Origin of the sequence: Sphingobacterium sp. Mn56C, from assembly GCF_049319645.1 — a bacterium.
Classification (GTDB): Bacteria; Bacteroidota; Bacteroidia; order Sphingobacteriales; family Sphingobacteriaceae; genus Sphingobacterium.
Genome location: NZ_JBMOUC010000003.1, coordinates 76,125 through 99,893, shown reverse-complemented (window position 1 = coordinate 99,893; position 23,769 = coordinate 76,125). Strand labels below are relative to the sequence as shown.

Sequence of the window (23,769 nt, the reverse complement as noted above, 5' to 3'; positions counted from 1 at the left end):
AGAAATAAGAACAAGGGCTGTTCTATGAAGACAGCCCTTGTTCTTTGTATTATTCCTCCCAACGGATTTTATCCTCAATCGGGGATCGTGCCGGTTCACGGCTTTCTGCGTTGTGGTGGCCTAAGTAGAAAATACCAATACATTTTTGGTTTTCTGCTAAGTTTAAGAAACCACCTAAGTGATTAATCAAACCCGGTGTTGCCCAGTAACCTCCGATATGTAAGGAGTGTGCCGCTAACCAAAGGTTCTCTACAGCACAAGAAGTTGCTGCTAGCTCTTCCCATTCAGGAAGGTCGCCCGTATAGTTTACAATAAGCGCGATAGCAACGTTAGATTGTGTTGCTTTTTTAGCCATATTTTGTGCTGTTGCCTCCGTATATTTCTCTGCAGGGGTTACCGTTTTGTAAATACGGGAAAGCTCCGTTCCTAATCTTTCTAGGCCCTCTTTACGGAAGATGACAAAACGCCAAGGCTGTGTACGTTTATGTGTTGGTGCAGCGTTTGCGGCCTCCAAAATAGTAAGGATATCCTCGCGACTAATATCTTCCTGTGTAAAGCTGTTTTGATTTACCGTTCTTCTGAAATGAATGGCATCTAATACTGCGTTTTGTTTACTCATTGTTGTATCGTATTAATTTGATTTTTCTTCCCAAAGCGAGGCAATATGCAATATTGTTTTTACCGCTTTTTCCATATCTTGTTTACTTACCCATTCCATCTTACCGTGGAAGGCGTGTCCACCAGCAAATACATTTGGACAAGGGAGGCCCATAAATGACAAGCGCGAGCCATCTGTGCCACCACGGATAGAGCGGCGCTCGGCCTTCATGCCTGCTCTTTCAATAGCTGCCAGTCCGATTTCCATAATCTGTGGGTATTTGTCCAACACCTCCTTCATATTACGGTATTGTTCTTTAGTTTCGAAAGTATAACTTGTTCCCGGGTATTTCGCGACTATATTTTTTACACAATTCTCCAACTCTGTTTCATGTTTTTGGAGGTTGCTGGTTAAGTGGTCACGCACAATAAAATCTATTGTTGCCTTTTCCACCGTTCCTGATACTTGTGTTGGATGCACAAAGCCCTCTTTTCCCGAGGTGCTCTCTGGTGATAGTCGGTCTGTTGGTAATGATTCTATAATTTTAGCTGCAATTTTTAGGGCCGATTGCATTTTGTTTTTCGCAAAGCCCGGGTGCACCGAAACACCATGGATGGTAACTTTAGCACCATCTGCAGAGAACGTTTCATCCTCAATAGTTCCGGCACGTTCACCATCCATAGTATAGGCAAACGTTGCACCTACCTTTTCGAGGTTTACAAAATCTACACCACGACCAATTTCTTCATCCGGTGTAAACAAAATTTTAATGGTACCGTGTTTTATTTCCGGGTTAAGCATCAGGATACGTGCAGCATCCATAATTTCAGCAACACCCGCTTTATCGTCGGCACCTAATAAAGTTGTTCCCGATGCGGTAATAATATCATTCCCGATTTGTTCAGCAAGGTCTTTATGATCATTAAAGCGGATTACTACGCTATTATCATCCGGAAGAACGATATCTTGCCCCTGATAGTTTTGGTGTACAATAGGTTTTACATCCTTCCCTGAGCAGTCCGGAGAAGTGTCTACATGCGAGCAGAAACAGATTACCGGTACATCTTTCGTGGTATTGGACGGAATAGTGGCATATACATATCCATTTTCATCTAGGTGCGCATCGGTTAATCCTAAATCCAATAATTCCTGTACCAGAATACGGCTTAAGTTTAATTGCTTCGCTGTAGAAGGGAATGTTGCGGATGCAGCATCCGATTGGGTATCAATCTGCACATAACGCATAAAACGTTCGGCAACCTCAAATTTATTTAAACTGTTAATCATATAAAACAAGTTGTTGTACGTATGCTTTAAGTGTTGGTATTAAAGCGTTTAGAGTTTCCTAATTTATTTCTGTTTATCGGCCCAGCCAAATACTTTTGTTAAGAGCGCCGAATTACGTGCATTTCCAGTGTTCGTACGTACCTTAGCCTCTTCGTCTGCCACCTTAATAAATAAGCCATCAATTGCTTTCTGCGTAACATAGGCATTTAAATCGGTTTGCACCTTGGTGCTGGTAAGGGGAATATTATTGTAAGCGGAGGTTAATTGTGTCCAATAGGTGCTCACATTATTTTGGCCCAATGCAGAAGCCACAATTGGGCTAAATTTTTCGGTTAATGTGGCCGTTGTTGTTCTTTTAAAGTAGTTTGTGGCGGCATCTGTTTGGGTACCCAGTAAAATTTGAAAAGCATCCGTTACAGTCATTTGCGACAGAGCGCTCACAAATACAGGAGCAGCTTCTTTAACGGCAGATTCTGCAGCCCTATTCAGGCTATTGATAAACTGATCGCATAAGGCGCCCATACCCACCGTACGTAGTGTCTTTTCAATCTTCTGCGCTTCTGCGGGCATCAGGATCTTTACGGCAGCATTTCCCAGGAAACCATCCTTTACCGACAGCGCATTTATGCTGCTCATAAGCCCATTACTTAAGGCTTGTTTTATCCCCGTAGCGGCTTCCTGCTGTGTAACAGCGGTATTGCTTGTTGCGGTATTATTTTTCGTTGTTTTACTTGAGCTGTTTTTACCCTTTTGTTGTAAAATAGAACTTGCGGTCTTATCTAATTTTTGGGCAAACGCTATTGCCGGAATAGTTAGGACCGCAAGCATACAAATCTTTACATATTTCATGTTCGGAATTTTTAAACCAAAGCAAAAATACAAAAGATAAATTTGATATCTACCATTTCAATACCGACATCACGGGAAAATGATCGGAAGGAAATTTCCCCATATACGTGTCGGTTAGAATGCCATATTTAAGTACTTTAAAAGGTTTAGTAATAAAAATATGGTCAATACGTGATTTCTCTTTCAGGCTTTCACCCCAACCGTTAAAACTGGAGTTGGGTTCATACTTCAGCGGTGCCAGGGTATACGTATCCTGCACGACACCGCTGTTGGCAAGGGTAAAATACGCTTCATCATTTTCATCCACATTAAAATCTCCGGTTAAGATGAGCGGTAGATCCTTAGCAAACTCTTTGGCTTTAGCTAAAATTAGCTTAGCACTTTCTGTGCGTGCTTTACGGCCAATATGGTCAAAGTGCGTGTTCATAAAAATAAACTTTTTATGGTTCGACAGATCCTCCAATACGGCCCAGCTACATATTCTTGGTAAAACCGCATCCCAGCCTTTATTAGGCCTTTCGGTGTCGCTATCCGAAAGCCAAAAAGTCCCTGATTGTAAAGCCTTAAAACGTGTTGTATTGTAAAATATCGCCGAATGTTCGCCTTTGCTGTGGCCATCATCACGGCCGACGCCCACATAGGCATAATCCGGTAAGTTCTGCTGCATATCTTGCAGCTGTTCGAGAAACCCTTCCTGAATACCAAAAATCTCAAATTCATGAAACAGAACTAAGTCGGTGAGATGTTTTTTACGTACCTCCCAAAGGTTACCCACATCGTTATCAGTCTTCATTCGGATATTATACGACGCTACACGAATGGTTTGTGCCAGTCCAATAAGCGTAAAAAAACACAAAACCGATACAACGAATGCTTTTTTCATATTACAGATTTTACGGATTTAAAAGTTTGTATAAAGATTCAGGTTCATCCGTTGTAATATAATCAATTTTACGATCTATAAAAAACTGCATATCCTCGGTACTATTTACCGTCCAGACATTGGTTTTCAATTTTAACGCTTTTGCTTGCTTTATCCAGTCGTTATTTTTCTTAAACACAGATAGGTGGTAATCAATTCCGCTAAGTTGGGCATTGTAAATTTCCTGGGGTGCTTTATCACTAGAAAGGTAATGGATTTTCGCCTTTTTATCCAGTTCCCTAAATTTTAAGCAGGCCTCATAACTAAAAGCAATAAATTCCACCATATCCTTTGCTTTAAGCCGCTTCACCAAGTCATAGGATTGCTGTACCGCCTGGAGAGTACGCTCAACACCTAAGCGATTGGTTTTTAGCTCATAGATAAGTTTGGTATTTTTTTGTTTCAGTCCTTCTTTGAGGTATTCTTCAGCGGTAGGAATAGACTCCCCATTCGGATGTTTTTTTGTCAACAACTCTTCGTAAGTCGATGTCGCAATATCCAAACCATAAAAATCATTATCATGGTTTACGACGAGGATATCATCTTTCGTAAGGTGAACATCAAACTCAGAACCCCAAACCTTTTGTTTAATTGCCTCCTGTAGCGATGCGATAGAGTTCTGCGGAGCATGAGTATGCTTCCATGCGCCACGGTGGGCGATAATTTTCGATTGCTGTGCAAACGCTACTAGCGTTGTTGTTAAAAGTAGTACCGTTGCTAGTGTTAATTTTTTCATTTTAGGCAGTTTAATTATAAAAACTGCCTAAAAATAAAAGTCTCTTATTAATTTATCATTAAATTAAAGGCAACCATCCCATTCGCCATAAAATTGTTGCAGAAAATTCTCCATAAATTCATGGCGTTGTGCCGCAAGCGCTTGTGCTGTAGGGGTATTCATTTTATCTTTTAACAATAATAGCTTTTCGTAAAAGTGGTTTATTGTTGGCGCTGTTGTATTTTTATACGCCTCTTTGCTGATGTTGGTTACTACAGGGATATTCGGATTATGAATTTCTCTGTTTTTAAACCCGCCATAAGTAAAGGCGCGTGCAATACCGATAGCACCAATAGCATCCAAACGATCTGCATCCTGAACAATCTCCAGCTCTTTAGAGTGGAAAGTGACCTCGCCCAAGGAAGCCTTGAACGACATATTTAAAATAATCTGCTGTACATGTTCTATAGTAACCGAAGCAACACCGATACGGCTTAAGAATTCGCCTGCTATACGCGGTCCGATGGTTTCGTCGCCATTATGGAACTTGCTATCGGCAATATCGTGCAATAAAGCTGTTAATTCACAAACCAGATGATCTGCATCCTCCGTTTGCAAAATAAGCTTCGTATTCTTCCATACCCGTTCAATATGCCACCAATCGTGGCCTGCTTCCGCGTTTTGTAGGCTTTCTTTAACAAAAGCTACTGTTTTTAGAATATACTCCTGCATAATTATTTTTCTTTCGTGCCTTCATACAATTCGTACTGCAATAACCTACAGTCGAGTTTACCATTGAAAAATTCGAACCTTCGCGAAGCACGTAAACCGATTTTTTTTGCGAGGTCTGGGTTTCCTGTAAACACATAACCGCGGTATCCTTTGCAATGTTGTTTTAAAAAGTCGCCGATACGTTTGTACGTAATTTCTAGTTTAGTATGCACGCCCAAACGCTCGCCATATTCCGGGTTAAACATAATAACACCAGGGCCTTGTGGAACAGTTGTTTCGGCAAAGTCGCAGGTTTCAAACTGTATAAGGTGCTCCACACCGGCAGTTTTTGCGTTCATTCGGGCAATTTCTACAGCTTGATCCGAAATATCTGAGGCAATAATTGGAGGGATATTTGTTTTCTCTGTTACCTCCTTAAGTTTTCTCCGCTCGGCAAAAAATACCTCTTCGTCGTATCCTATAAAGTGCATAAACGAATAATTCATTCGTTGTAAACCAGGAAGGCGTTTTTGTGCCATTAAGGCTGCCTCTATAGCTAATGTTCCTGAACCACACATGGGGTTAACAAATGGCGTAAGGCCATCCCATTGCGTTGCCATAATTGTTGATGTCGCTAAAGCTTCTAACATCGGTGCTTTGCCCGGTAACTTGCGGTATCCATGTTTTGCAAGAGTTTCCCCAGAAGTATCCAAGAATATCTCTGCCCGCTCTTCCATCCAGTGCAGGTGGATAACTGCTTTCGATAAATCAGGGCCTGAATCTGGACGTAGTCCTTTTTTTTCTTTGATACGGTCAACAATAGCATCTTTAACCTTAACATTGGCAAAAAGTGGCGTCGTAATGGTCTCGTTATGTACGTTGGATGTTACAGAAAAATACCCATCGAAGGGGATAATATTTTCCCATTCAATTTTGGAAAGTGCAGCATATAACTCCTTTGCATCGCGGGCCCGAAAAGCTGCGAGCTCGTATAATACCTGACTAGCAGTACGTAAGTGTAAATTTAATTTAATGCATTCATTTATAGAGGCATTCAATTCTACCCCTGTATTAAAAGCACGCTTAATTTCAAAACCTAAGCCCTGTACTTCCTGCTGTAAGAATGGTGACAGTCTTTTATTGCATGTCACTATTACTTTGTTTGCTGTGTTGAAAACTTCCTTCATATTTATGCAAAGTTAGTTAATCTAACACGCAAAAAATGTGTAATTTTATGGTTTAAAATTTTTGTATATGGAAATCAGAGGAAAAGTACACGAAGTTGGTGCAACACAGCAAGTTACGGAGTCTTTCAAAAAAAGAGATATAATTGTTGCTTATGCAGAAAACCCACAATTTGTAGAATATATTCGTTTTGAAGCGACACAAGATCGCGTTAATATCTTCGATAACCTGGCTGTAGGTGAGGATATTGAGGTGTCTTTTAACTTACGTGGTCGTCCATGGACGAATAAAGAAGGGGTTACTACCTACTTCAACTCTTTAGTTGCATGGCGTGTTACAAAATTAGCAAATACAACAGCTTCGGCTCCTGCTGCAGGATACGGCGATATGCCAACACCGGTTGATATTACTTCTTCTGGTGCAGATGATGATGATTTGCCATTCTAATTAAGCTATTAAAGCCTATTTCACTAGGTAAAAGATAACGTAAAGCTACTCTTCGGGGTGGCTTTTTTTGTTTTCCAAGTGGATGATTTCTTGGATGGCGTAACAAAAAAACGATTTTGGCGACCAACATATAAGCTGCTGTTGAAAAATAGCTCCTTTAGGTTAGTAAAGGTAAGAAACAATATATTTTCAGGCTTGTAATGAGATTGGTTTATTTTTTTAAGTATTTTAGATTTTAAATAAGGATATATACTATGGGATGGGCAACAAATAAAAGTAAACGTTGGGAACTAAGCCAATTATTGGGCACATTTTTGTCCATTTTAATTTTTATACCATCTATTCATTCCATTGTTATGATGTCGCAAGCCTATCGGACGAAGGTACGATCGCGCTTTATGCTATCGTGGGTCTTGTTGGCTGTGCAAGCGGGCATATTTTATGGCTTTTATTTTTTTAGCGGAGCAATGTCTTTTGGCATGATGATGACCATATGTGCCTATATTAGTGCGTACATCGTAGGGAACGGTCTATTGCTTAAACAGGCGAAATCGTATTTACAACGTTTAGCGCTAGCGGAAATACGGCCTTTAACATGGATAAACAGTATAGCCGACCAACGTCGCCTGGAGCTGGCGCAGGCGGAGATGGAAACGGCACAGTCTTTTATTGGTAAATTAATGTATTACCGGAATACCATTGAAAACCGAAATATTCAGCAACATATAGAGCGTATTGTACGTTTATTTCGTTTGTTGGAAGAAAGAGATAAACACGAGGCAGATAGATTTTTGGTACGTCATGGCACTGTCGTTAATGTATTGCGGGAGTACGATGACTTGGAGAATACCCGCCTGAATAACTCGGTTACGGTAGATTCAAAAATTAAGTTAGAGCAGGTGTTAGCACAGGCTGCATCGGCTATAGAATCGGATGTCACGAATTTAATAAAATATAGACTGCTCGATGTATCGGCAGAATCGGAGGTATATATTCAGACCTTAAAAAATAGAAACCTTTTAAACAACGATTTAGATAAATAGAAATTATGGCAACAATAGACCTTACAACATACGAAGACGATAACCATCCTAATCCAGGTAAAAATACGGATATGCAGGTAAACTTCACTGCAGCGGAAAAAGCACTGGTGCAGCAGTATAAGGATAAGATAAATCTGAATTCGACGACCGATATTATTCAATACGGTGTGGCTAGCCAGACTAAAATAAGTAATTTTTCCAACGAGATTTTAAAGCAGGTGCGTACCAAGGATATGGGCGGTGCCGAGGATATCTTATTAAACTTGCGTAACGATATAAAATCCTTTGATGAGAATTTGAATAAGAAACCACTTATTCCATTTTTTGATACGTTAAAGAAAAAAATTACCCGCTTACGTACAGAGTATGCATCGGTAGAAACCAATATACATCAGATAGAGCTTAAGTTAGAAGGGCATTACAAAACCCTCTTAAAGGATGTAAATATCTTTGATAAACTTTTTGAAGAGAATCAAGGTTATTTTAAAGAGCTGTCTCTACATATTGCTGCTGGAGAGGAGAAGCTGGAGGAGGTATTAAATACCACCCTGCCCGCCATGCGAAGCGACGCAGAAGAGTCGGGCGACCAGCATAAAATACAACAGTATAAGGATATGGAACAGCATGTGGTACGTTTTGAAAGGAAAATACACGACCTGAAGTTAACCCGCATGGTAGTGCTACAGACGGCACCACAAATTCGTATGATACAGAGCAATAGCAGCTCCCTAATGGAGAAAATACAGTCCTCGATAGTGAATACGCTGCCGTTATGGAAAAATCAAATGGTATTAACCTTAGGCATTGCACATGCGCAGCGTGCCTTGGAGGCGCAGAAGGCGGTGACGGATGCAACTAACGAGCTATTGCGTAAAAACTCGGAAATGTTAAAAGAATCGACCATCAACGTTGCCCGTGAAACGGAGCGCGGTATTGTCGATATTGAAACCATTAAAAAGGCTAATTCGGATATTATATCGACCATTGAGCAGGTGTTGCAGATCCAGCGGGATGGACGTGAAAAGCGTAAAGTGGTAGAGCAAGATTTGTTGCAGACGGAAAATGAATTGAAAAAGCAGCTGTTAAAATCTTCCGATGATGCTAAACTGATTAATTAATTTCTTTATGTACTAGCAGCGGCGTCATAAGACGCCGCTGCTAGTACATAAAGTATCCAATATTATATCTTAAGTTTCCCAGCGTTTTTTTGGTACGCAGGTAATATCTTTAATTTTTCGTAGTAATATAGGCGTACCGTCGAAGCGGTTTTCCAAGATGATCGAATCTTTTGATATTTGTGTGAGTTTAAACCGCGGTGCGTACTCGCCACTTTTATAACAGCCCGATATTTTCTGTTTCCCATTTTCTTTGGTGTATACGCCGTCGACAATAATACTATCGCCACGAAGCACATAAACAGCCTTAGCAAATTCGGTCCATTGCCCACCTTTATAACAGCTATCCGGTAGGGTTTGTGTCTTGGCATGCACCTGCATCTGTGTATACATAGAATCGCAGGTAAACGTCATTTGATTAAGGGTATAGCTTAACAATTGATCTTGATGTGCTACAGAATCTTGAACCCAAATGCCTTGTAAAAAGGGCACCCCTTCGGTTTGCATATCGGAGTGCCTATAGCAGCCCAGCAAAGCGAAAAGCATACCTAAGGACATCCCGAGGTATGCTTTCTTATTACTATATTCTTTAAAGAGTTTTTTCACCCGCTTATTTTAAACTTCCGACCATTTCTTCTGGTTTTACCCATGCGTCAAATTCTTCAGCGGTAACGTAACCCAAAGCAATAGCTGTTTCTTTTAAGGTAGAGTTGTTTTTATGTGCTGTTTGCGCAATCTCTGCCGCTTTATAGTAACCAATTTTCGTGTTTAATGCAGTTACCAACATCAAAGAATTGTCTACCAATTCTTTGATACGCGTATAGTTTGGTTCAATTCCTGCCGCGCAATGCTCTTCAAAAGAAACACAAGCATCTCCAATTAAACGTGCCGATTGTAAGAAGTTGGCCGCCATAATAGGTTTAAAAACATTCAATTCATAGTGTCCTTGTGTGCCACCAATAGTAATAGCAACATCATTACCCATTACCTGTGCCGCAACCATAGTTAAAGCCTCACATTGTGTAGGGTTAACTTTTCCAGGCATAATCGACGATCCCGGTTCATTTTCAGGAATTAAGATTTCGCCAATTCCTGAGCGTGGGCCAGAAGCCAACATACGGATATCGTTTGCAATTTTATTCAATGCTACCGCCAATTGTTTTAAGGCACCATGAGTTTCAACAATAGCATCGTGTGCCGCTAATGCTTCAAATTTATTTGCTGCAGTAACAAAAGGATGACCTGTAAACTCCGCAATATATTTGGCTACCGTAACATCGTAACCTGAAGGTGTATTTAACCCTGTACCTACAGCTGTACCACCTAAAGCTACCTCAGAAAGGTGGGCTAATGTATTTTTAACAGCCTTTAAGCCGTAGTTTAATTGTGCAACATAACCCGAAAGCTCCTGTCCTAATGTTAGCGGTGTTGCATCCATTAAGTGAGTACGTCCGATTTTTACTACATGCATAAACTCCTCAGACTTACGTTTCAAGGTATCGCGAAGTTTTTCAACACCAGGAATTGTAATTTCTACAACAGCTTTGTAAGCTGCGATATGCATACCCGTAGGGAACGTGTCGTTTGAAGATTGTGATTTATTGACATCATCATTCGCTTTTAATACAGGTTCGCCTTCACCGATCTGGCCACCCGCTAATACCTGTGCACGGTTTGCGATAACCTCGTTCACATTCATATTCGATTGTGTACCCGAACCTGTCTGCCAAATAACCAATGGAAACTGGTCGTCAAGCTTTCCGGCAAGGATTTCATCACAAACGGCAGCAATAGCGTCGCGTTTTTCGATAGGAAGTACACCCAATTCATGGTTGGCATATGCAGCCGCTTTCTTTAAGAAAGCAAAACCTTCGATAATTTCGTGAGGCATAGAAGCTGGAGCACCGATTTTGAAGTTGTTACGTGAACGTTCTGTTTGTGCACCCCAGTATTTGTCTGCAGGTACCTGAACTTCACCCATAGTATCTTTTTCTATTCTGAATGACATAGTATAAGCGTTTTGTTTTTGTTGCACAAAGTTACTGAATATAAGGGCCCGTTTAAAATTTATCTCCCAACTTTTTTAGACCTACGTATGGCTGTGCAGGATGTAATTGCAGCTACATGCCCAGTCTTTTTTGAATATGCTCGTTGATATGGTGGTACAGCTGTTTAGGCTTCAACGTTCGCCAAGGGATTTCATTTAAGTAGCCCCCTAAACTAATGTAATAGTCGATGTTATGCTGTTGAAACTCTTCAATAACATGCGGTCTAAAGTGCAACCCAGCAATCCAGCCGTCTTCGATATCCTGAAACCATTCTTCGTAATACGCATCATCGGAAGCGTGGAAATTTAGGATATTCTCTCCGATAAGGATAAACTTTGTAATCCCCTCGTTTAGCATTAAATCAATGATTTCCCGTTTTAGGAGCATGATATCATTGTAAATAGCATCGTTCCATTCTCCGATAAATTCAATTATGCTGTAACCCAGGTCATAGTCGACATACAAGATTTTTAAGTACAAGGTCTGCGAGCCGAAATCATCCCATTGGGGGTGCAGCAGAAAATTGTATACCTGCTTATCAAATTCAAATTCGTTATAAACAGTTTCATAGAAAGGTGAGCGCTCATCATCCGAAGCGATATAGTCGTGGCGCCAGTTATAGAAGGGTTCAAGTTCGTGCATATTGAAAAAATATAAATAAATATGCCTTTTGTTTACTGATATTAAACGGTTTGGAACATATTTTTGGTATCTTTGAGTCGTTTTATCGATTTAAAAAATAAAATTAACTCTTTATTTTTGCTCAGGCAATTTTTTACATGCAAAAGGGGACTGGAAGGAATATATTTGTTGCGGCTACTTATGCGGCTACGTTGCTTTTAGGATTGATTTTAGGTCAAAACTATGTCGATCAACAAAGCAATAATCCGGGGAGTTCCTTAATACCCATCGGATTGTCGGATAACTCCTATAAAATGCAGCAGGTATTGGATCTTTTATCCAATAGTTATGTCGATAGCCTAAATATAGACTCGCTACAAAATGGCGCCATTAATCATATTATTGCCCACTTAGATCCCTATTCCTCCTACCTATTGCCCAACGAATCGCAAGCCCAATCCGAGGCATTGGAAGGAACGTTTGAGGGTATAGGCCTGGAGTTTTTTAACCTTAACGACACCTTGATGGTTGTAGGAGTCATGGCGAATGGTCCAGCCGAAAAAGCAGGTTTAAAAGTTGGCGACCGCATTTTACGTATTGATTCAACCTTAGTTTCCGGCCGTAATATTGCACAAAAAGTAGTAGACCGACTTATGCGCGGTAAAAAAGGATCGATGGTAAAACTTTATATCAACCGGGATACGGTTATATCGAATAAAGTTTTTAAGGTAATGCGCGATCAGATAAATGTGTCATCAATCGATGTTTCGTATATGATACAACCATCCGTAGGATATATTAAGATACGAAGGTTCGGACTAAAGACGGCAGAAGATTTCAAACATCAAATTAAAGAGCTTAAGAAACAAGGTGCGCGCAATTTAATTTTAGACCTGCGAGATAATGGGGGCGGTTATTTCCATGTCGCCATCCGCTTAGCCAGTGAATTTTTTAAGGATAAAAAGTTAATGGTTTATACCGAAGGGGCACACGAGAATAGACGAGAATATTATTCCGAAGGCGATGGCAATTATACCGAAGGGAAGTTAGTGGTTTTAATCAATGAGTCTACGGCATCAGCATCCGAAATTGTTGCCGGCGCCGTGCAAGATTGGGATAGAGGTACTATTGTGGGGCGCCGTTCCTTTGGCAAAGGTATTGTTCAGGAGCAGTTTGATTTCTCGGACGGCTCTAGGGTGAACCTTAGTATTTCAAGGTATTATACCCCTTTAGGGAGAAGTATACAACGAAAGTATACCGCAAATTGGTCTAATATGATAGATTATGCCGGCATGTACAAAGGGCTCTGGGCTTTGGATACCACCTATGCCAATGCGCAAATGTTTAAAACGATGGCCGGTCGGGAGCTGTTTAGTGGAGGTGGCGTAAGTCCAGACGTCAAAATGTCTATAGATTCCAATTCCTTAAGTTTGCTATACCAAAATATTGTGAAATCTAGCTACCTGGAACAATTTGTGTACGAGCGTTTTACGAAGCAATTGCCCGCATACTCTATTGATAATTTTTTGCAGGGCTACCATCTGCCGCAACAGGAGTATGATCGGTTTATATTATTTTTAAACAGCAAAGGAATAAGCGTTAGTGAACGAAAGAAAAGAGATTTAATGGAGTTGATACGTTCCGATATGGAAGCCATTGTAGGGCGCTATTACTTTGGGCGTGAAGCCTATTTTAAGGTTAAGAATCGCTATGACGATTTTATAAGTCGAGCAATAGAAATATTAGTTCCTAGTTCCTAGTACCTAATTCTTAATGCCTAGTTTCTAATATCTAATACCTAAAGCCTAAACCCTAAACCTAAAGTCGCAGCTGAAAAAGTAGAATAAATTAATGAATAAGGTCTGCCCAAATCGGATAATGGTCGGATAATCTCTCCTTAATAATCCCATAATTATCGACCCGTATACTACGGTCGCAGAGGATATAATCAATTTGAAAAAGGGGCAACATTCCAAAATGCGTTACGCCCCATCCAAAGCCCTTTTCTTCAAATGCATTATACATATTTTTTCCAACTAAATTTACACTGTAAGACATTGGGGTATCGTTAAAATCGCCCATTACAATGTAAGGATAAGGGCACTGTTCAATATGCTGGCGTAAGGATTTAGCTTGTTCACTACGATTTGTAAAAGCTCTTTTAAGTTTTCTGCCCACTCTTTTGGTACTTCTTTCATCTTTAATCTGCTGTGCAGATGCCGTTTTTTGAATAAAGTCTTTGTCCTCATCCTGCAGGGCAAAAGATCGGAGGTGCACATTATATATTCGGATCGTATCCATTTCACGTTTAATATCGGCGAAGATAATACGATTTATACCGTATCCATTTTTTAAGATTGTACCTTGATTAATAATGGGGAATTTCGAAAAAATAGCCTGACCATATCCTTCATAATCATTCTGCGATGCTGGTTCAAAGTAATAATCTTCAAAATTCGCCTCCTCCAAAAGGTGTTTTACAAACTGTTTTGACCCCCGTATGCGGCTATAGAATTCCTGGAAGCAGGCAATGTCAGGGCTAACGGTATTTACCAGCTCCGCAGTTTCCTCCCTAAAAGTAGCCTTGGGGTTATCATATTTTTCAAAAAGGTGCACATTAAAACTCATGACGCGGAGGATTGTGTCGGCTTTAACGACCATCTTGTCGTTGTTATTTTTAAAGTTTATATGTTTACTTAAGAGGTTCCAGCCTGCCAGGATACAGAGCAAGCTGATAAGCATATATCTTTTTTTACGTAAAAACCAATATACAATAAACCCTAAATTGATCAGGAGGATCGGCAAAAAAGCCAAGCCAAAAAATGCTATAGGCCAAAACTGCTGTGGGTCAATAAAAGAAGCAGCATAACTTAATAAAAGCGCCAATGCGGCCAATATATTGGCGGTAAATACGGTTCTGCTAAAGTAGCCAAGTTTATTTCTAAAAAACAACCGATTGCCCATTATTCTCCCTGCTTACTTGCTCTAAAAAGAATTTCTTTCTCTTGCGAAGTTAGGCTTTCATAACCACTTACCGAAATTTTGTCCAGCACCTGGTCCACGACCTCCTGGTTAGGTAAATCGTTTGGATGTTTTTTAGCATTGTATGGTGGTCTATTGTAATTGCTATGTACCACCTTCAGATTTTTATTTTTTTGCGATTTCTGAAACACACTACTCCAGTCGTTACCCTTTCTTAAGCTTCGTAAAAATCCGAATCCGAAAAGTACAGCAGCAAGATATGCAGGGGCAGCATTAGGGCTGTAAAGGATAAGAAAACCAAATTCTAAGCCTAAAAATAAGGCAGCTATAGTTTTCAACTTTACATTACCAAATAAAAGCAACCGTACCTCCATTGTTGGTACCAGTAAGGTTGTAGCAATAATCAAAGCCGCAAGCCCCATGGAACTTCCATTCCATAACGGCGATGCGCTGCCAAAAAATGGGAGTGCTGAGGCCAGGAGAAAGGTCAGGGCACCAACAGCTATACCGCCAAAATACAAGGTTAATAACTGTCTGGTATTGAGTAGATTTAAGAAAATATTACCAAACCAAAACAACCATAGGCAGTCGAAAAGAATACGGAATATCTCTTTATAAATAAAAGCATGCGTTAAAATAGACCAAGGCTGTTGTAAAAATACCGTGAAAGTAGAGGGGAGACTAAGTTTCTCATAAGTAAATGTGAAAAGATCGAAATTTACGATCTCCTGGTCGCCCAATAAATCAAAAAGATAAATTAAAACAAACAAGGCAACCTGTATAGATATAATATACGGTATCGGAGAAGCATTTTTATACGTCTCTCGAACGAATGTCTTTAACATACTCTCTTTCATGGCTTTTTTAATTCTAATAATAGCCTCTTTTTATATTCCAGATCTTAATCAGCAAATAGCCAAATAACGCACCGCCGACATGTGCAAGATGCGCAATAGAAGAACCCGAGTTGTTGAAACCCAAATAAATTTCAATTACTATGTAAGCACCGACAAAGTATTTCGCTTTAATAGGCACCGGAATAAACATAAAATACAAAGGCATATTCGGAAAGAAGAAAGCAAAGGCCAACAACAAACCGAAAATTGCACCCGATGCACCTACCATTGGTGTACTATAGATACTCGCAATTGTAGTTACAGCATCATTAGAATATAAATTAGGGTTATTCGGGATATAGCCCTTGTTATTGTACACATCCGTAAACGACATCAGCTCATTTTTTGCTAATGGTGTACCCATAATGCTGTTTACTTCATACGCCTGCACCCCATACTGTAACACCAACGCTCCCAAAGCACAGATAAGGTAGTAGTTTAAAAAACGTTTTGAGCCAAACATGCGCTCGATAATGGGGCCAAACATAACCAAGGCAAACATATTAAAAAATATATGCGTAAACCCGCCATGCATAAACATATACGTTATCGGCTGCCATATCCTGAAGAATGGAGAATCGGGATAATAAACACCAAATAAATCATTTGCCGGTTCAAAAATTATGGAACCTATAAAACATATAATGTTTATAATAAGTAAGTTTTTAACTACAGGAGTTAGGTTGTCCAGTAAATTATTCATATATATAGTAAATATTATAGCTTATCAAATTTTTCCAATAATTCCTGCAAGGTAAAAGTAATAATCGTAGGTTTACCATACACCGATAAATTTGGCGATTCACAGGCAAATAAACGGTCAATAAGTTCAGACATCGCATCATTATCCATTTCTGTACCTGCTTTAATAGCCGCTCCTTTAGCCAGACTTCGCGCTAAATTATCTCTTTTGGTAAGTTTTAATTCCGCTTTATTCTGTTTAAAGTCCTCCAACAATTGCTCCACCACCTTAGCTTCATTCACATTGCCACCCAAATCTGCCGGCACACCATCTACGATATACGTTGTTTTGCCGAATGGGCGTAGCTGGAAGCCCAAAGACTGCAATTCTGGGGCAAGATCCTTCATCAGCTCAAAATCAGCCGCTGTTAGCTCTATGGTACTTGGAAACAAACTCTGCTGGCTGCTACCTTTATTATTATCCAATTGTTCCAAATAATGTTCAAATAGTATACGCTCATGTGCCGCTTGTTGATCGATAAGCATAAAGCCCGAATGAATCTGCGATACAATGTAACGCTTATGGATTTGGAAAAATTGTTTTTTAACCTCCGATTTTAAAAATGTAGGTTCTTTTGTTTCCGTTATTTCCGGATGCAACGCTAACTGCTCACTTGTATCTTGTTCCGTAATTTGGTACAAAGTGTCCCAATTTTGTGGAATACCTGTTCTCTTTCCAAAGTCGGTGTCAAAACCTTTGCTCAGAAAAGTAGACTCCTTGCGCCCCTCCAAGCCTTTCAGCCCCTCCAAACCTGTTAAATCCTCCGGGTCGCTCAAACCCTCCAAACCTTTACTATAGCTTTCAGCCCTTGAATTTTTGTTGGAATACAACTTGTCGGCATCCGACTCAAAAGGGTTAAAGTCCGGGTTAAATGTAATGGTAGGCGCTTGAATCTCTTCCAAAGGCTTTGCAGAAATCAAATTGCTGAAACTCGACTCCTGGTTATTAAAATCCAAGGATGGCGCGATATTATATCTGCCCAAAGAACGCTTTACTGCCGAACGAAGGATCGCATAAATAGCCTTATCATCTTCGTATTTAATTTCCGTTTTTGTAGGATGCACATTGATATCAATCTTACTTGGATCAATTTCAACAAACAATACATACAACGGAAATGTTTCTGCAGGCAAAATCTCCTCATAAGCGTTCATTACCGCATGATTAAGGTAAGGGTCGCGAATAAAACGTTTATTCACAAAAAAGAACTGCTCACCGCGGGTCTTCTTTGCAAATTCAGGCTTGCCTACAAAACCATTAATCTGGATAATTGTCGTATCTTCCTCCACAGGAACAAGCTTCTGATTATAATTATTGCCAAACAGGTGAACAATACGCTGCTTCAGTGTTCCGGGCGATAAATGAAAGAGTTCATTATTATCGCTATGTAAGCTGAAAAATATTTCAGGATGTGCCAAAGCTAAACGTTGAAATTCCTCGATAATATGTCGCATTTCAACGGCATTACTTTTAAGGAAGTTTCGACGTGCAGGAATATTAAAAAACAAGTTTTTTACCGCAATACTCGTTCCGTTTGGCGTTGCTTCGGGGCGTTGCTCTACAAGCTTAGAGCCTTCGATTTCGATCAAGGTCCCCAACTCATCCTCGTGTCTTTTTGTTTTCAGTTCAACATGCGAAATTGCAGCAATCGATGCCATGGCTTCACCTCGAAACCCCATGGTACGGATAGCGAAAAGATCTTCTGCTTTACGTATTTTGCTCGTAGCATGCCTTTCAAAGCATAACCTGGCATCCGTAACACTCATTCCACAGCCATTGTCTATGACTTGAAGTAAAGTCTTTCCGGCGTCTTTTAAAATAAGTTTAATACGATCTGCACCAGCATCAATAGCATTCTCAATCAATTCTTTTACGGCCGAAGCAGGGCGTTGAACAACCTCTCCGGCAGCAATTTGATTGGCTACAGCATCAGGAAGTAATTGAATAATATCCGACATACGTCGCGAAGTTACGAAAAAAAATACAGGCGTACCTTGGCTAATGGATTATAATCGGGATAGTTTTTGTCATAGCTAGGCAAGTTTTGGTTGCCTAGCTATAACACTATGATTATAAAGTAATTTGTCTTTTAATGCTTTCTTCTAAAGAAATAATTGTTTCTGTGCGTTGAATACCTTTCAGTCCTTGAATATCCTCGTTTAGGACCTTACGCAAATGCGCCGTATCGCGACAGATAATTTTAGCAAACATACTATATTGCCCCGTGCAATAGTGCAATTCTACCACCTCTTTAATTTCTTTTAGCTGTTGTACAGCGTCGGAATACTGAGATCCTTTTTCCAAATAGATCCCCAAGAATGCGGTGATGTCAAAACCGACCTTCTGCGGGTTTATAATTAGGTTGGATCCGTGAATAATACCCAGTTCTTCCATTTTTTTCATGCGAACATGGATAGTTCCTCCGGAAACTATAAGTTTTTTTGCTATTTCTGTGTATGGTATGGATGCGTCTTCCATTAAAATGGATAAAATTTGAACGTCCAAGTTATCTAAATCGTAGTTTGAATAGTTTTTTTCCATAAAAAAATTAAAAAATACTAACTTTTATGTGCTTTTTTTATTTTTTTGCAAAATCTTTGGATTTAAACCTTAAATATTTGCTGTTGTTTTACAAAAATATTAATTTTGTTTCAACAAAACCGAAAATTTTCCGGTTTTGTTGAGTTTTTTACAAAAAAGCATGTTACTTCCCTCAAAATAACATAGGTTTATAATTGGTTAGCGAAAAAGTTCTCCGCCCGGAGAGCTTTTTCCGTTTATATAGTAACCAAAATAAACTGTCTTGCTTCTTAAATATTTTTCAAAAATAACAACAAAAAATCAGATTCTATTTTTATTTTTTGAAAAAATGGAAATAAAATTTGACATTTTTGTATAAAGTTAAGGCCTTCGGGTTTGCTGTAAATCCTTATATTTATGGTAAATACAGTATAAATCATTTTTCCTATGGAGATAGAAGATGTAAAAATTTCACGCAAGAAACCTATTTTCCCAATTGGTCAGGGTTTGTTGAAGTATTTAAAAATGTATCAGCGTGATGCGCGTTTACCGATTTCGTACTTTGATTTACTAAATTTTCAGGAAACAATTCCTGTATTGGATAAATATGGTGTCGATACGCATTGGGAAACACCATTATATCCCCCTTATATACAAGATTATTTATACGATGGGCTGAAAATAATCTATGCACAGTTAAAAGCGTCAGGAAATACACGTATTGTCGAGCATAAAATCATCGATCGCATTGAATACTGCGCATTTGGCAACACAAAACCCTTCCGTGTGCGTATAATTAACCGTTTAAACGATGTTTACGACTATTTTTACATCAAAAGAGCGGATGCCTCTCGTATTTATGGGTTGGAATTGGAGGAAATATTATCGCCAAATCAAGTGAATTATATTTTTGCAGGTGATACACTTGTGGAGGAGCATATTGTAGGAATTCCAGGTGATGTTTTTAGTAAAGCGCAGCTGAATAACCCTGATTTTAACCAAACACGTATTGCCAAAGAGTTTGTGAAATTTAACGAGCGCTGTATAATTTCCTTACTAGGCGATATGCGTGCTTATAATTTTGTGGTACAGATAACGCCGGATTTCGATGATTATCAATTTCGCCTGCGTGCTATAGATTTTGATCAGCAGTTTTTTGAAGGAAATCCGAAGGTTTATATGCCTCAATTTTTTAAAGAAAACTACCCTTATGTACATTTATGTATGAACCATTTAACCGATAAAACCGTATTGCAATACCAGCAAGAGGAAAGATCTTCCATAGTACATCGCGTGCGTAGCGAGCGGCATCGGATAAAAGAACTGCGAGATGCCTCCCAGACTCAGCAACTCTCTACCGAGGAGAATATTGCCCGCTTACGGGAAGGTTATGCGGATTATTACCATAATACCTGTTATTACGACTGTAAAACAATGACAGATATTGTGGAGTTAAATGTTAAAAATGTAATCCGGCAGGTGCAACTTTAGCGAATACGGTCTTGGTTATCCTTAATAAAAGACGACCAATTGGAATAGCTCTTCCCTTGGCTAAGGCTGTTCTGTTGAAAAGAATGGCATACGGCCACGCCAAGACCATCGGTAGCATCTAAAAATTCGGGCGTTTCCTTAAATTTTAATAGGTTCTGAAGCATAGCAGCAACCTGCTCCTTGCTGGCACTACCATTGCCCGTTACCGATTGTTTAATTTTTCGTGGCGAGTATTCAAAAATAGGAATGTCGCGACTTAATGCTGCTGCCATCGCTACACCTTGAGCGCGCCCTAGTTTTAGCATTACCTGAATATTTTTGCCATAGAATGGCGCTTCAAGCGCAACACAGTCGGGTTTATATTCCTCAATCAATGCTAGGGTCTTTTTAAAGATGCGTTGCAGCTTAAGGCCATGGTCATCGAGGTGCCCCATTTTAATAACACCTAAGGTTACTAAGGAGATATTTTTCCCGGTTTCTTTTATAATACCGTATCCGAGGACAACAGTTCCAGGGTCAATCCCTAATATAATTCTTTCCTTAGCCTTTTCCTTTTGCATAATACGGCAAAGTTAAGGAATAGTTTACGCTCTTTTAAGGTGCTATGCCTGCTTTTAATTAAAATATGCTTAAAATTGTGTAGAGAAACATAATACATTGACTAAAAAACAAAGAAAATATCTTAATTATAGTATAAAGCTGGGTATTGTGGGGTTGGCTATTTACTTTGTCTATAATAAGGTAAATAATCAAGAAAATTTGCGTGCCTTCACAGATTTGATGCAAAGTATAGCGCCTCAAGTTATGTATAGCACCTTGGCGGCTGTTGTTATGCTGATGGCTATGAATTGGTTGATAGAGGTTGTAAAATGGCGGTATTTAAGCCGAGGGCTGGAGAGATTAACCTTCTGGAAAGCAACAAAATCAGTGTTTTGCGGCCTTACATGGGCTATCTTTACGCCCAATCGAATTGGCGAATACGGGGGGCGTGTGCTGCTGCTCCAACCCCAAAATAGAGCGCGTGGTGCCGTGTTAATGGGGGTGGGGTTATTTGCTCAATTGGTATTGACCAGTGTCTTTGGCGCCGTAAGTATAGCCTGGTTTGTATCGACCTTTATGGCGGCTCCTGCATCGGTACTTGTTGGCGTATGGCTTTTGGCTATTATTTATGTAGCCGCTTTTCTATTGCTTTATTTTAATGTGCATTGGGTCGACAACTTGGTGGGGCGGGTAAAGTTATTACGTCGTGTGCAACCTTTTTTCTCCGTTCTTCAGGATGTCCAGCCTCGGGAGTTGAGGGTTGTGTTATTATTATCCTTTACGCGTTTTGTTATTTTTACTTCACAATATATACTACTTATGTTGGTTATTCTACCAGAAATCCCCCTGGTAGCCATGATATTAATGATTTTTATTCTTTTCTTTGTGCAGGCTGCCGTACCTTCCTTGGATATTTTTGATTTTAGTGTACGCAGCTTTGTAGCGGGTAATTTATATAGCTATGTTACTAACCAGGAGATAGCCGTAATGGCGATTGTTTCCTGTGTGTGGTTTGTAAACTTAATTTTACCGGCTATTATAGGCTCTTTTTTTGTGTTGAACGTTAATTATTTAGGTGATAGCAATTCTTAATTTTATCTTACTATTTTTTGCTGGTATTTATGTAGTGCTGGTAATCTATATGCGACGAGGCTGGGCAATTATTCCATATTTTTCCTCCAATAAGGCTGTTCATACGCCTGTGTCGGTGCTTATTGCCGCGAGGAATGAAGAGCAAAATATCGGGCGTACGATCGAATGTATACTGCAGCAAGATTTTCCCGATGGGCTGATGGAGTTAATTATTATTGACGATCATTCTACGGATAATACCGCCGCGATTGTGCAGCAGTATGCCAATAGGGGGGTCAAGCTGCTGCAGTTGCAGGTTGGTGCGCGTATGAACTCGTATAAAAAATATGCGATTACAAAAGCAATTGAAGTCGCCACCGGTGCGATTATTGTTACCACAGATGCTGACTGCCGCATGGGGCCACAGTGGTTAAAAACTATCGTGCAGTATTTCGAATGTAATGACACCTATTTGCTCTCTGCTCCGGTAGTCTATTCAGAAGAAAAATCGCGCTTTGAAACCTTGCAGACAACCGAGTTTATGTATTTGATAGGGCTTGGTGCCGCAGGTATAGGCAATGGGTCGCCGACAACTTGCAATGGCGCTAATCTGGCCTATAGGAAATCGGTGTTTTTTGAGATGGGTGGCTTTACGGGTATTGATAATTTAGCGTCGGGCGATGATGAGTTATTCCTGCATAAGGTGGCAACACGTTACGCACATAAAATAGGTTTTTGCAAGGCTAGGGAGGCTATCGTCTATACGGATGCCAAACCTGACCTTCCTTCCTTTATTAGCCAACGTAAACGTTGGGCTTCAAAAAGTACCAAGTACAAAGATAAAAAGGTCATCGCATTGGGGGTGAGCATATGGTTTTTTAACCTGGTTTTGATTCTCTCGTTATTGGTGTTTATTTGTAGCCTTCCCCAGTTGCATTGGATGCTGTTAACGGCTTTTGGCTTAAAACTAGCCGTAGAGTTTATATTTATGGTGCCGATAGCAGCGTTTGCACAGCGTAAAGATGTATTGAAATACTTGCCACTACTTACCGTATTACACAGCTTTTATTTGGTATATATTGGTATTGCAGGCAATACCGGTAAGTACGACTGGAAGGGGAGGAAGGTTAATTAAACTTTTACCTTTGCCCGTATAATTTGCTCCGCATTATGAACAATTTCTTCTGGATTTAATCCCTCTGTAGGGATAGGATCTAAAACCTCCCAGGACATTTTTGTAAATGGACGTAAAGGAAAAGATCCATATTTTACCATCAGGTAGGAGCCGTTAATGACAACAGGTACAACCAAGGCATTGGGGTTCTTTTTTAATAAGGTTGCAATACCCCCCACCGAGAAACTTTTCATTTCTCCGGTTTTTGTTCGTGTACCTTCAGGAAAGATAAACGCCGACCAGTTTTTTTGTTTCATATTGTTGGCAAGTTTCAAGATTTCAGCAATAGATTGCTTAGGGTCTTTGCGGTCTATATTTGCCGCCCCGCCATGTAATAAATTAAATGAAATACTCGGAATTCTAGCTTTTGCTAATTCAATTTTGGATATAAACTTTCCGTGAAATCGGCGTAGAAAAAATATCAACGGTGGAATATCAAAGGTACCTTGATGGTTGGCCACAAAGATAATAGGTCTATCTGTGGGTATGTTTTTGTTGTCGATGAATTTGACGGTATTGAATAAGCAATAATAAGATAAGGTCAAAAATAAGTTAAGTATATCTACACTTTTTTTATGAACCGCATAACCACCGAATTTTAAGCATAACCATTGTATAGGATGAAAAATTAATAATGGAATTGAAAAGAAAACGTAAAAAATCGGGGTTAAAATATAGCCTAATAACTTTCTCATACTTTCAGTAAAACTACAAATATAGTAAATAGTATACGAATGCATTAGCGTAGTTTATTTAAAAGGCTATTAATTTACTGTTCCTCGCGAATGGTCTTTTTCGTGTAGATATTCATA

Annotated in this window: 24 protein-coding genes; 7 read left to right on the top strand and 17 right to left on the bottom strand. The window is 39.6% G+C overall.

Features of this window, described 5'->3' with window-relative positions; genetic code table 11:
* Positions 1-49 precede the first annotated feature (49 nt).
* The 7 genes from ACL9RF_RS10110 to ACL9RF_RS10080 all read right to left on the bottom strand — a co-directional run bounded on the left by ACL9RF_RS10110 (position 50) and on the right by ACL9RF_RS10080 (position 6,269).
* The gene (locus tag ACL9RF_RS10110; RefSeq protein WP_422800506.1) at positions 50-619 is read right to left on the bottom strand and encodes a nitroreductase family protein; all 570 of its coding nucleotides are present in this window, start codon (positions 617-619) and stop codon (positions 50-52) included.
* 12 nt (positions 620-631) lie between these two features.
* Positions 632-1,885, bottom strand: coding sequence for a peptidase T (pepT, locus tag ACL9RF_RS10105; protein WP_422800505.1), 1,254 nt, complete (start codon positions 1,883-1,885; stop codon positions 632-634).
* Positions 1,886-1,948: 63 nt separating this feature from the next.
* Positions 1,949-2,734 (bottom strand): DUF4197 domain-containing protein, encoded by a 786-nt coding sequence (locus ACL9RF_RS10100; protein ID WP_422800504.1) that lies wholly within the window; start codon positions 2,732-2,734, stop codon positions 1,949-1,951.
* Between the two features lie 49 nt (positions 2,735-2,783).
* Positions 2,784-3,617: an endonuclease/exonuclease/phosphatase family protein gene (locus tag ACL9RF_RS10095; RefSeq protein WP_422800503.1), complete on the bottom strand. Its 834-nt coding sequence runs from the start codon at positions 3,615-3,617 to the stop codon at positions 2,784-2,786.
* A gap of 10 nt (positions 3,618-3,627) precedes the next feature.
* Positions 3,628-4,392, bottom strand: a complete 765-nt coding sequence (locus ACL9RF_RS10090) for a glycerophosphodiester phosphodiesterase family protein (RefSeq protein ID WP_422800502.1) — start codon at positions 4,390-4,392, stop codon at positions 3,628-3,630.
* A 63-nt stretch (positions 4,393-4,455) separates the two neighbouring features.
* A complete protein-coding gene (locus tag ACL9RF_RS10085) occupies positions 4,456-5,103 on the bottom strand; it encodes an HD domain-containing protein (RefSeq protein WP_422800501.1) in 648 nt (215 codons plus the stop codon).
* Between the two features lie 2 nt (positions 5,104-5,105).
* The gene (locus ACL9RF_RS10080) at positions 5,106-6,269 is read right to left on the bottom strand and encodes a THUMP domain-containing class I SAM-dependent RNA methyltransferase (protein WP_422800500.1); all 1,164 of its coding nucleotides are present in this window, start codon (positions 6,267-6,269) and stop codon (positions 5,106-5,108) included.
* 67 nt (positions 6,270-6,336) lie between these two features.
* Between ACL9RF_RS10080 and ACL9RF_RS10075 the strand changes: the two genes are divergently transcribed.
* The 3 genes from ACL9RF_RS10075 to ACL9RF_RS10065 all read left to right on the top strand — a co-directional run bounded on the left by ACL9RF_RS10075 (position 6,337) and on the right by ACL9RF_RS10065 (position 8,875).
* A complete protein-coding gene (locus tag ACL9RF_RS10075; RefSeq protein ID WP_422800499.1) occupies positions 6,337-6,714 on the top strand; it encodes a DUF3127 domain-containing protein in 378 nt (125 codons plus the stop codon).
* A gap of 254 nt (positions 6,715-6,968) precedes the next feature.
* Positions 6,969-7,757, top strand: a complete 789-nt coding sequence (locus tag ACL9RF_RS10070) for a hypothetical protein (RefSeq protein ID WP_422800498.1) — start codon at positions 6,969-6,971, stop codon at positions 7,755-7,757.
* 5 nt (positions 7,758-7,762) lie between these two features.
* Entirely contained in the window at positions 7,763-8,875 is a 1,113-nt protein-coding gene (locus ACL9RF_RS10065; protein ID WP_422800497.1) for a toxic anion resistance protein, read from the top strand.
* 69 nt (positions 8,876-8,944) lie between these two features.
* Here the strand turns inward: ACL9RF_RS10065 and ACL9RF_RS10060 are convergent, their stop codons facing one another.
* From ACL9RF_RS10060 to ACL9RF_RS10050, 3 genes are all read right to left on the bottom strand, one after another.
* Complete coding sequence (locus tag ACL9RF_RS10060; protein ID WP_422800496.1) at positions 8,945-9,478, bottom strand: fumarate hydratase; 534 nt, start codon at positions 9,476-9,478, stop codon at positions 8,945-8,947.
* A gap of 4 nt (positions 9,479-9,482) precedes the next feature.
* On the bottom strand, positions 9,483-10,880 hold the full coding sequence (fumC, locus tag ACL9RF_RS10055; protein ID WP_422800495.1) for a class II fumarate hydratase: 1,398 nt from the start codon (positions 10,878-10,880) through the stop codon (positions 9,483-9,485).
* A 112-nt stretch (positions 10,881-10,992) separates the two neighbouring features.
* Entirely contained in the window at positions 10,993-11,562 is a 570-nt protein-coding gene (locus ACL9RF_RS10050) for a hypothetical protein (RefSeq protein WP_422800494.1), read from the bottom strand.
* A 137-nt stretch (positions 11,563-11,699) separates the two neighbouring features.
* On the opposite strand from ACL9RF_RS10050, the gene ACL9RF_RS10045 reads away from it, so the two are divergent.
* Positions 11,700-13,301, top strand: coding sequence for a S41 family peptidase (locus ACL9RF_RS10045; protein WP_422800493.1), 1,602 nt, complete (start codon positions 11,700-11,702; stop codon positions 13,299-13,301).
* A gap of 88 nt (positions 13,302-13,389) precedes the next feature.
* Here ACL9RF_RS10045 and ACL9RF_RS10040 read toward each other — a convergent pair whose 3' ends face one another.
* From ACL9RF_RS10040 to ACL9RF_RS10020, 5 genes are all read right to left on the bottom strand, one after another.
* On the bottom strand, positions 13,390-14,505 hold the full coding sequence (locus tag ACL9RF_RS10040) for an endonuclease/exonuclease/phosphatase family protein (RefSeq protein WP_422800492.1): 1,116 nt from the start codon (positions 14,503-14,505) through the stop codon (positions 13,390-13,392).
* The gene (locus ACL9RF_RS10035) at positions 14,505-15,380 is read right to left on the bottom strand and encodes a rhomboid family intramembrane serine protease (RefSeq protein ID WP_422800491.1); all 876 of its coding nucleotides are present in this window, start codon (positions 15,378-15,380) and stop codon (positions 14,505-14,507) included. Before ACL9RF_RS10035 ends, ACL9RF_RS10040 begins: the two co-directional genes overlap by 1 nt.
* A 13-nt stretch (positions 15,381-15,393) precedes the next feature.
* Positions 15,394-16,122, bottom strand: a complete 729-nt coding sequence (locus tag ACL9RF_RS10030; RefSeq protein ID WP_422800490.1) for a rhomboid family intramembrane serine protease — start codon at positions 16,120-16,122, stop codon at positions 15,394-15,396.
* A 14-nt stretch (positions 16,123-16,136) separates the two neighbouring features.
* Positions 16,137-18,119 (bottom strand): DNA mismatch repair endonuclease MutL, encoded by a 1,983-nt coding sequence (gene mutL, locus ACL9RF_RS10025; RefSeq protein WP_422800489.1) that lies wholly within the window; start codon positions 18,117-18,119, stop codon positions 16,137-16,139.
* Between the two features lie 112 nt (positions 18,120-18,231).
* Positions 18,232-18,702, bottom strand: coding sequence for an Lrp/AsnC ligand binding domain-containing protein (locus tag ACL9RF_RS10020; protein ID WP_422800488.1), 471 nt, complete (start codon positions 18,700-18,702; stop codon positions 18,232-18,234).
* A gap of 426 nt (positions 18,703-19,128) precedes the next feature.
* Here ACL9RF_RS10020 and ACL9RF_RS10015 point away from each other — a divergent pair, with 426 nt between their 5' ends.
* On the top strand, positions 19,129-20,172 hold the full coding sequence (locus ACL9RF_RS10015) for a hypothetical protein (protein ID WP_422800487.1): 1,044 nt from the start codon (positions 19,129-19,131) through the stop codon (positions 20,170-20,172).
* On the opposite strand, the gene ruvC is transcribed toward ACL9RF_RS10015, so the two are convergent.
* Positions 20,169-20,732 carry a crossover junction endodeoxyribonuclease RuvC gene (gene ruvC, locus ACL9RF_RS10010; RefSeq protein WP_422800486.1) on the bottom strand — a complete coding sequence of 188 codons (564 nt, stop codon included), beginning with the start codon at positions 20,730-20,732 and terminating at the stop codon, positions 20,169-20,171. The two genes, ACL9RF_RS10015 and ruvC, sit on opposite strands and share 4 nt — an antisense overlap.
* 97 nt (positions 20,733-20,829) lie before the next feature.
* On the opposite strand from ruvC, the gene ACL9RF_RS10005 reads away from it, so the two are divergent.
* Entirely contained in the window at positions 20,830-21,804 is a 975-nt protein-coding gene (locus tag ACL9RF_RS10005) for a hypothetical protein (protein ID WP_422800485.1), read from the top strand.
* Positions 21,788-22,918, top strand: coding sequence for a glycosyltransferase (locus ACL9RF_RS10000; protein ID WP_422800484.1), 1,131 nt, complete (start codon positions 21,788-21,790; stop codon positions 22,916-22,918). Before ACL9RF_RS10005 ends, ACL9RF_RS10000 begins: the two co-directional genes overlap by 17 nt.
* Here the strand turns inward: ACL9RF_RS10000 and ACL9RF_RS09995 are convergent.
* Positions 22,915-23,652, bottom strand: a complete 738-nt coding sequence (locus ACL9RF_RS09995; protein ID WP_422800483.1) for a lysophospholipid acyltransferase family protein — start codon at positions 23,650-23,652, stop codon at positions 22,915-22,917. The two genes, ACL9RF_RS10000 and ACL9RF_RS09995, sit on opposite strands and share 4 nt — an antisense overlap.
* Between the last annotated feature and the right edge of the window lie 117 nt (positions 23,653-23,769).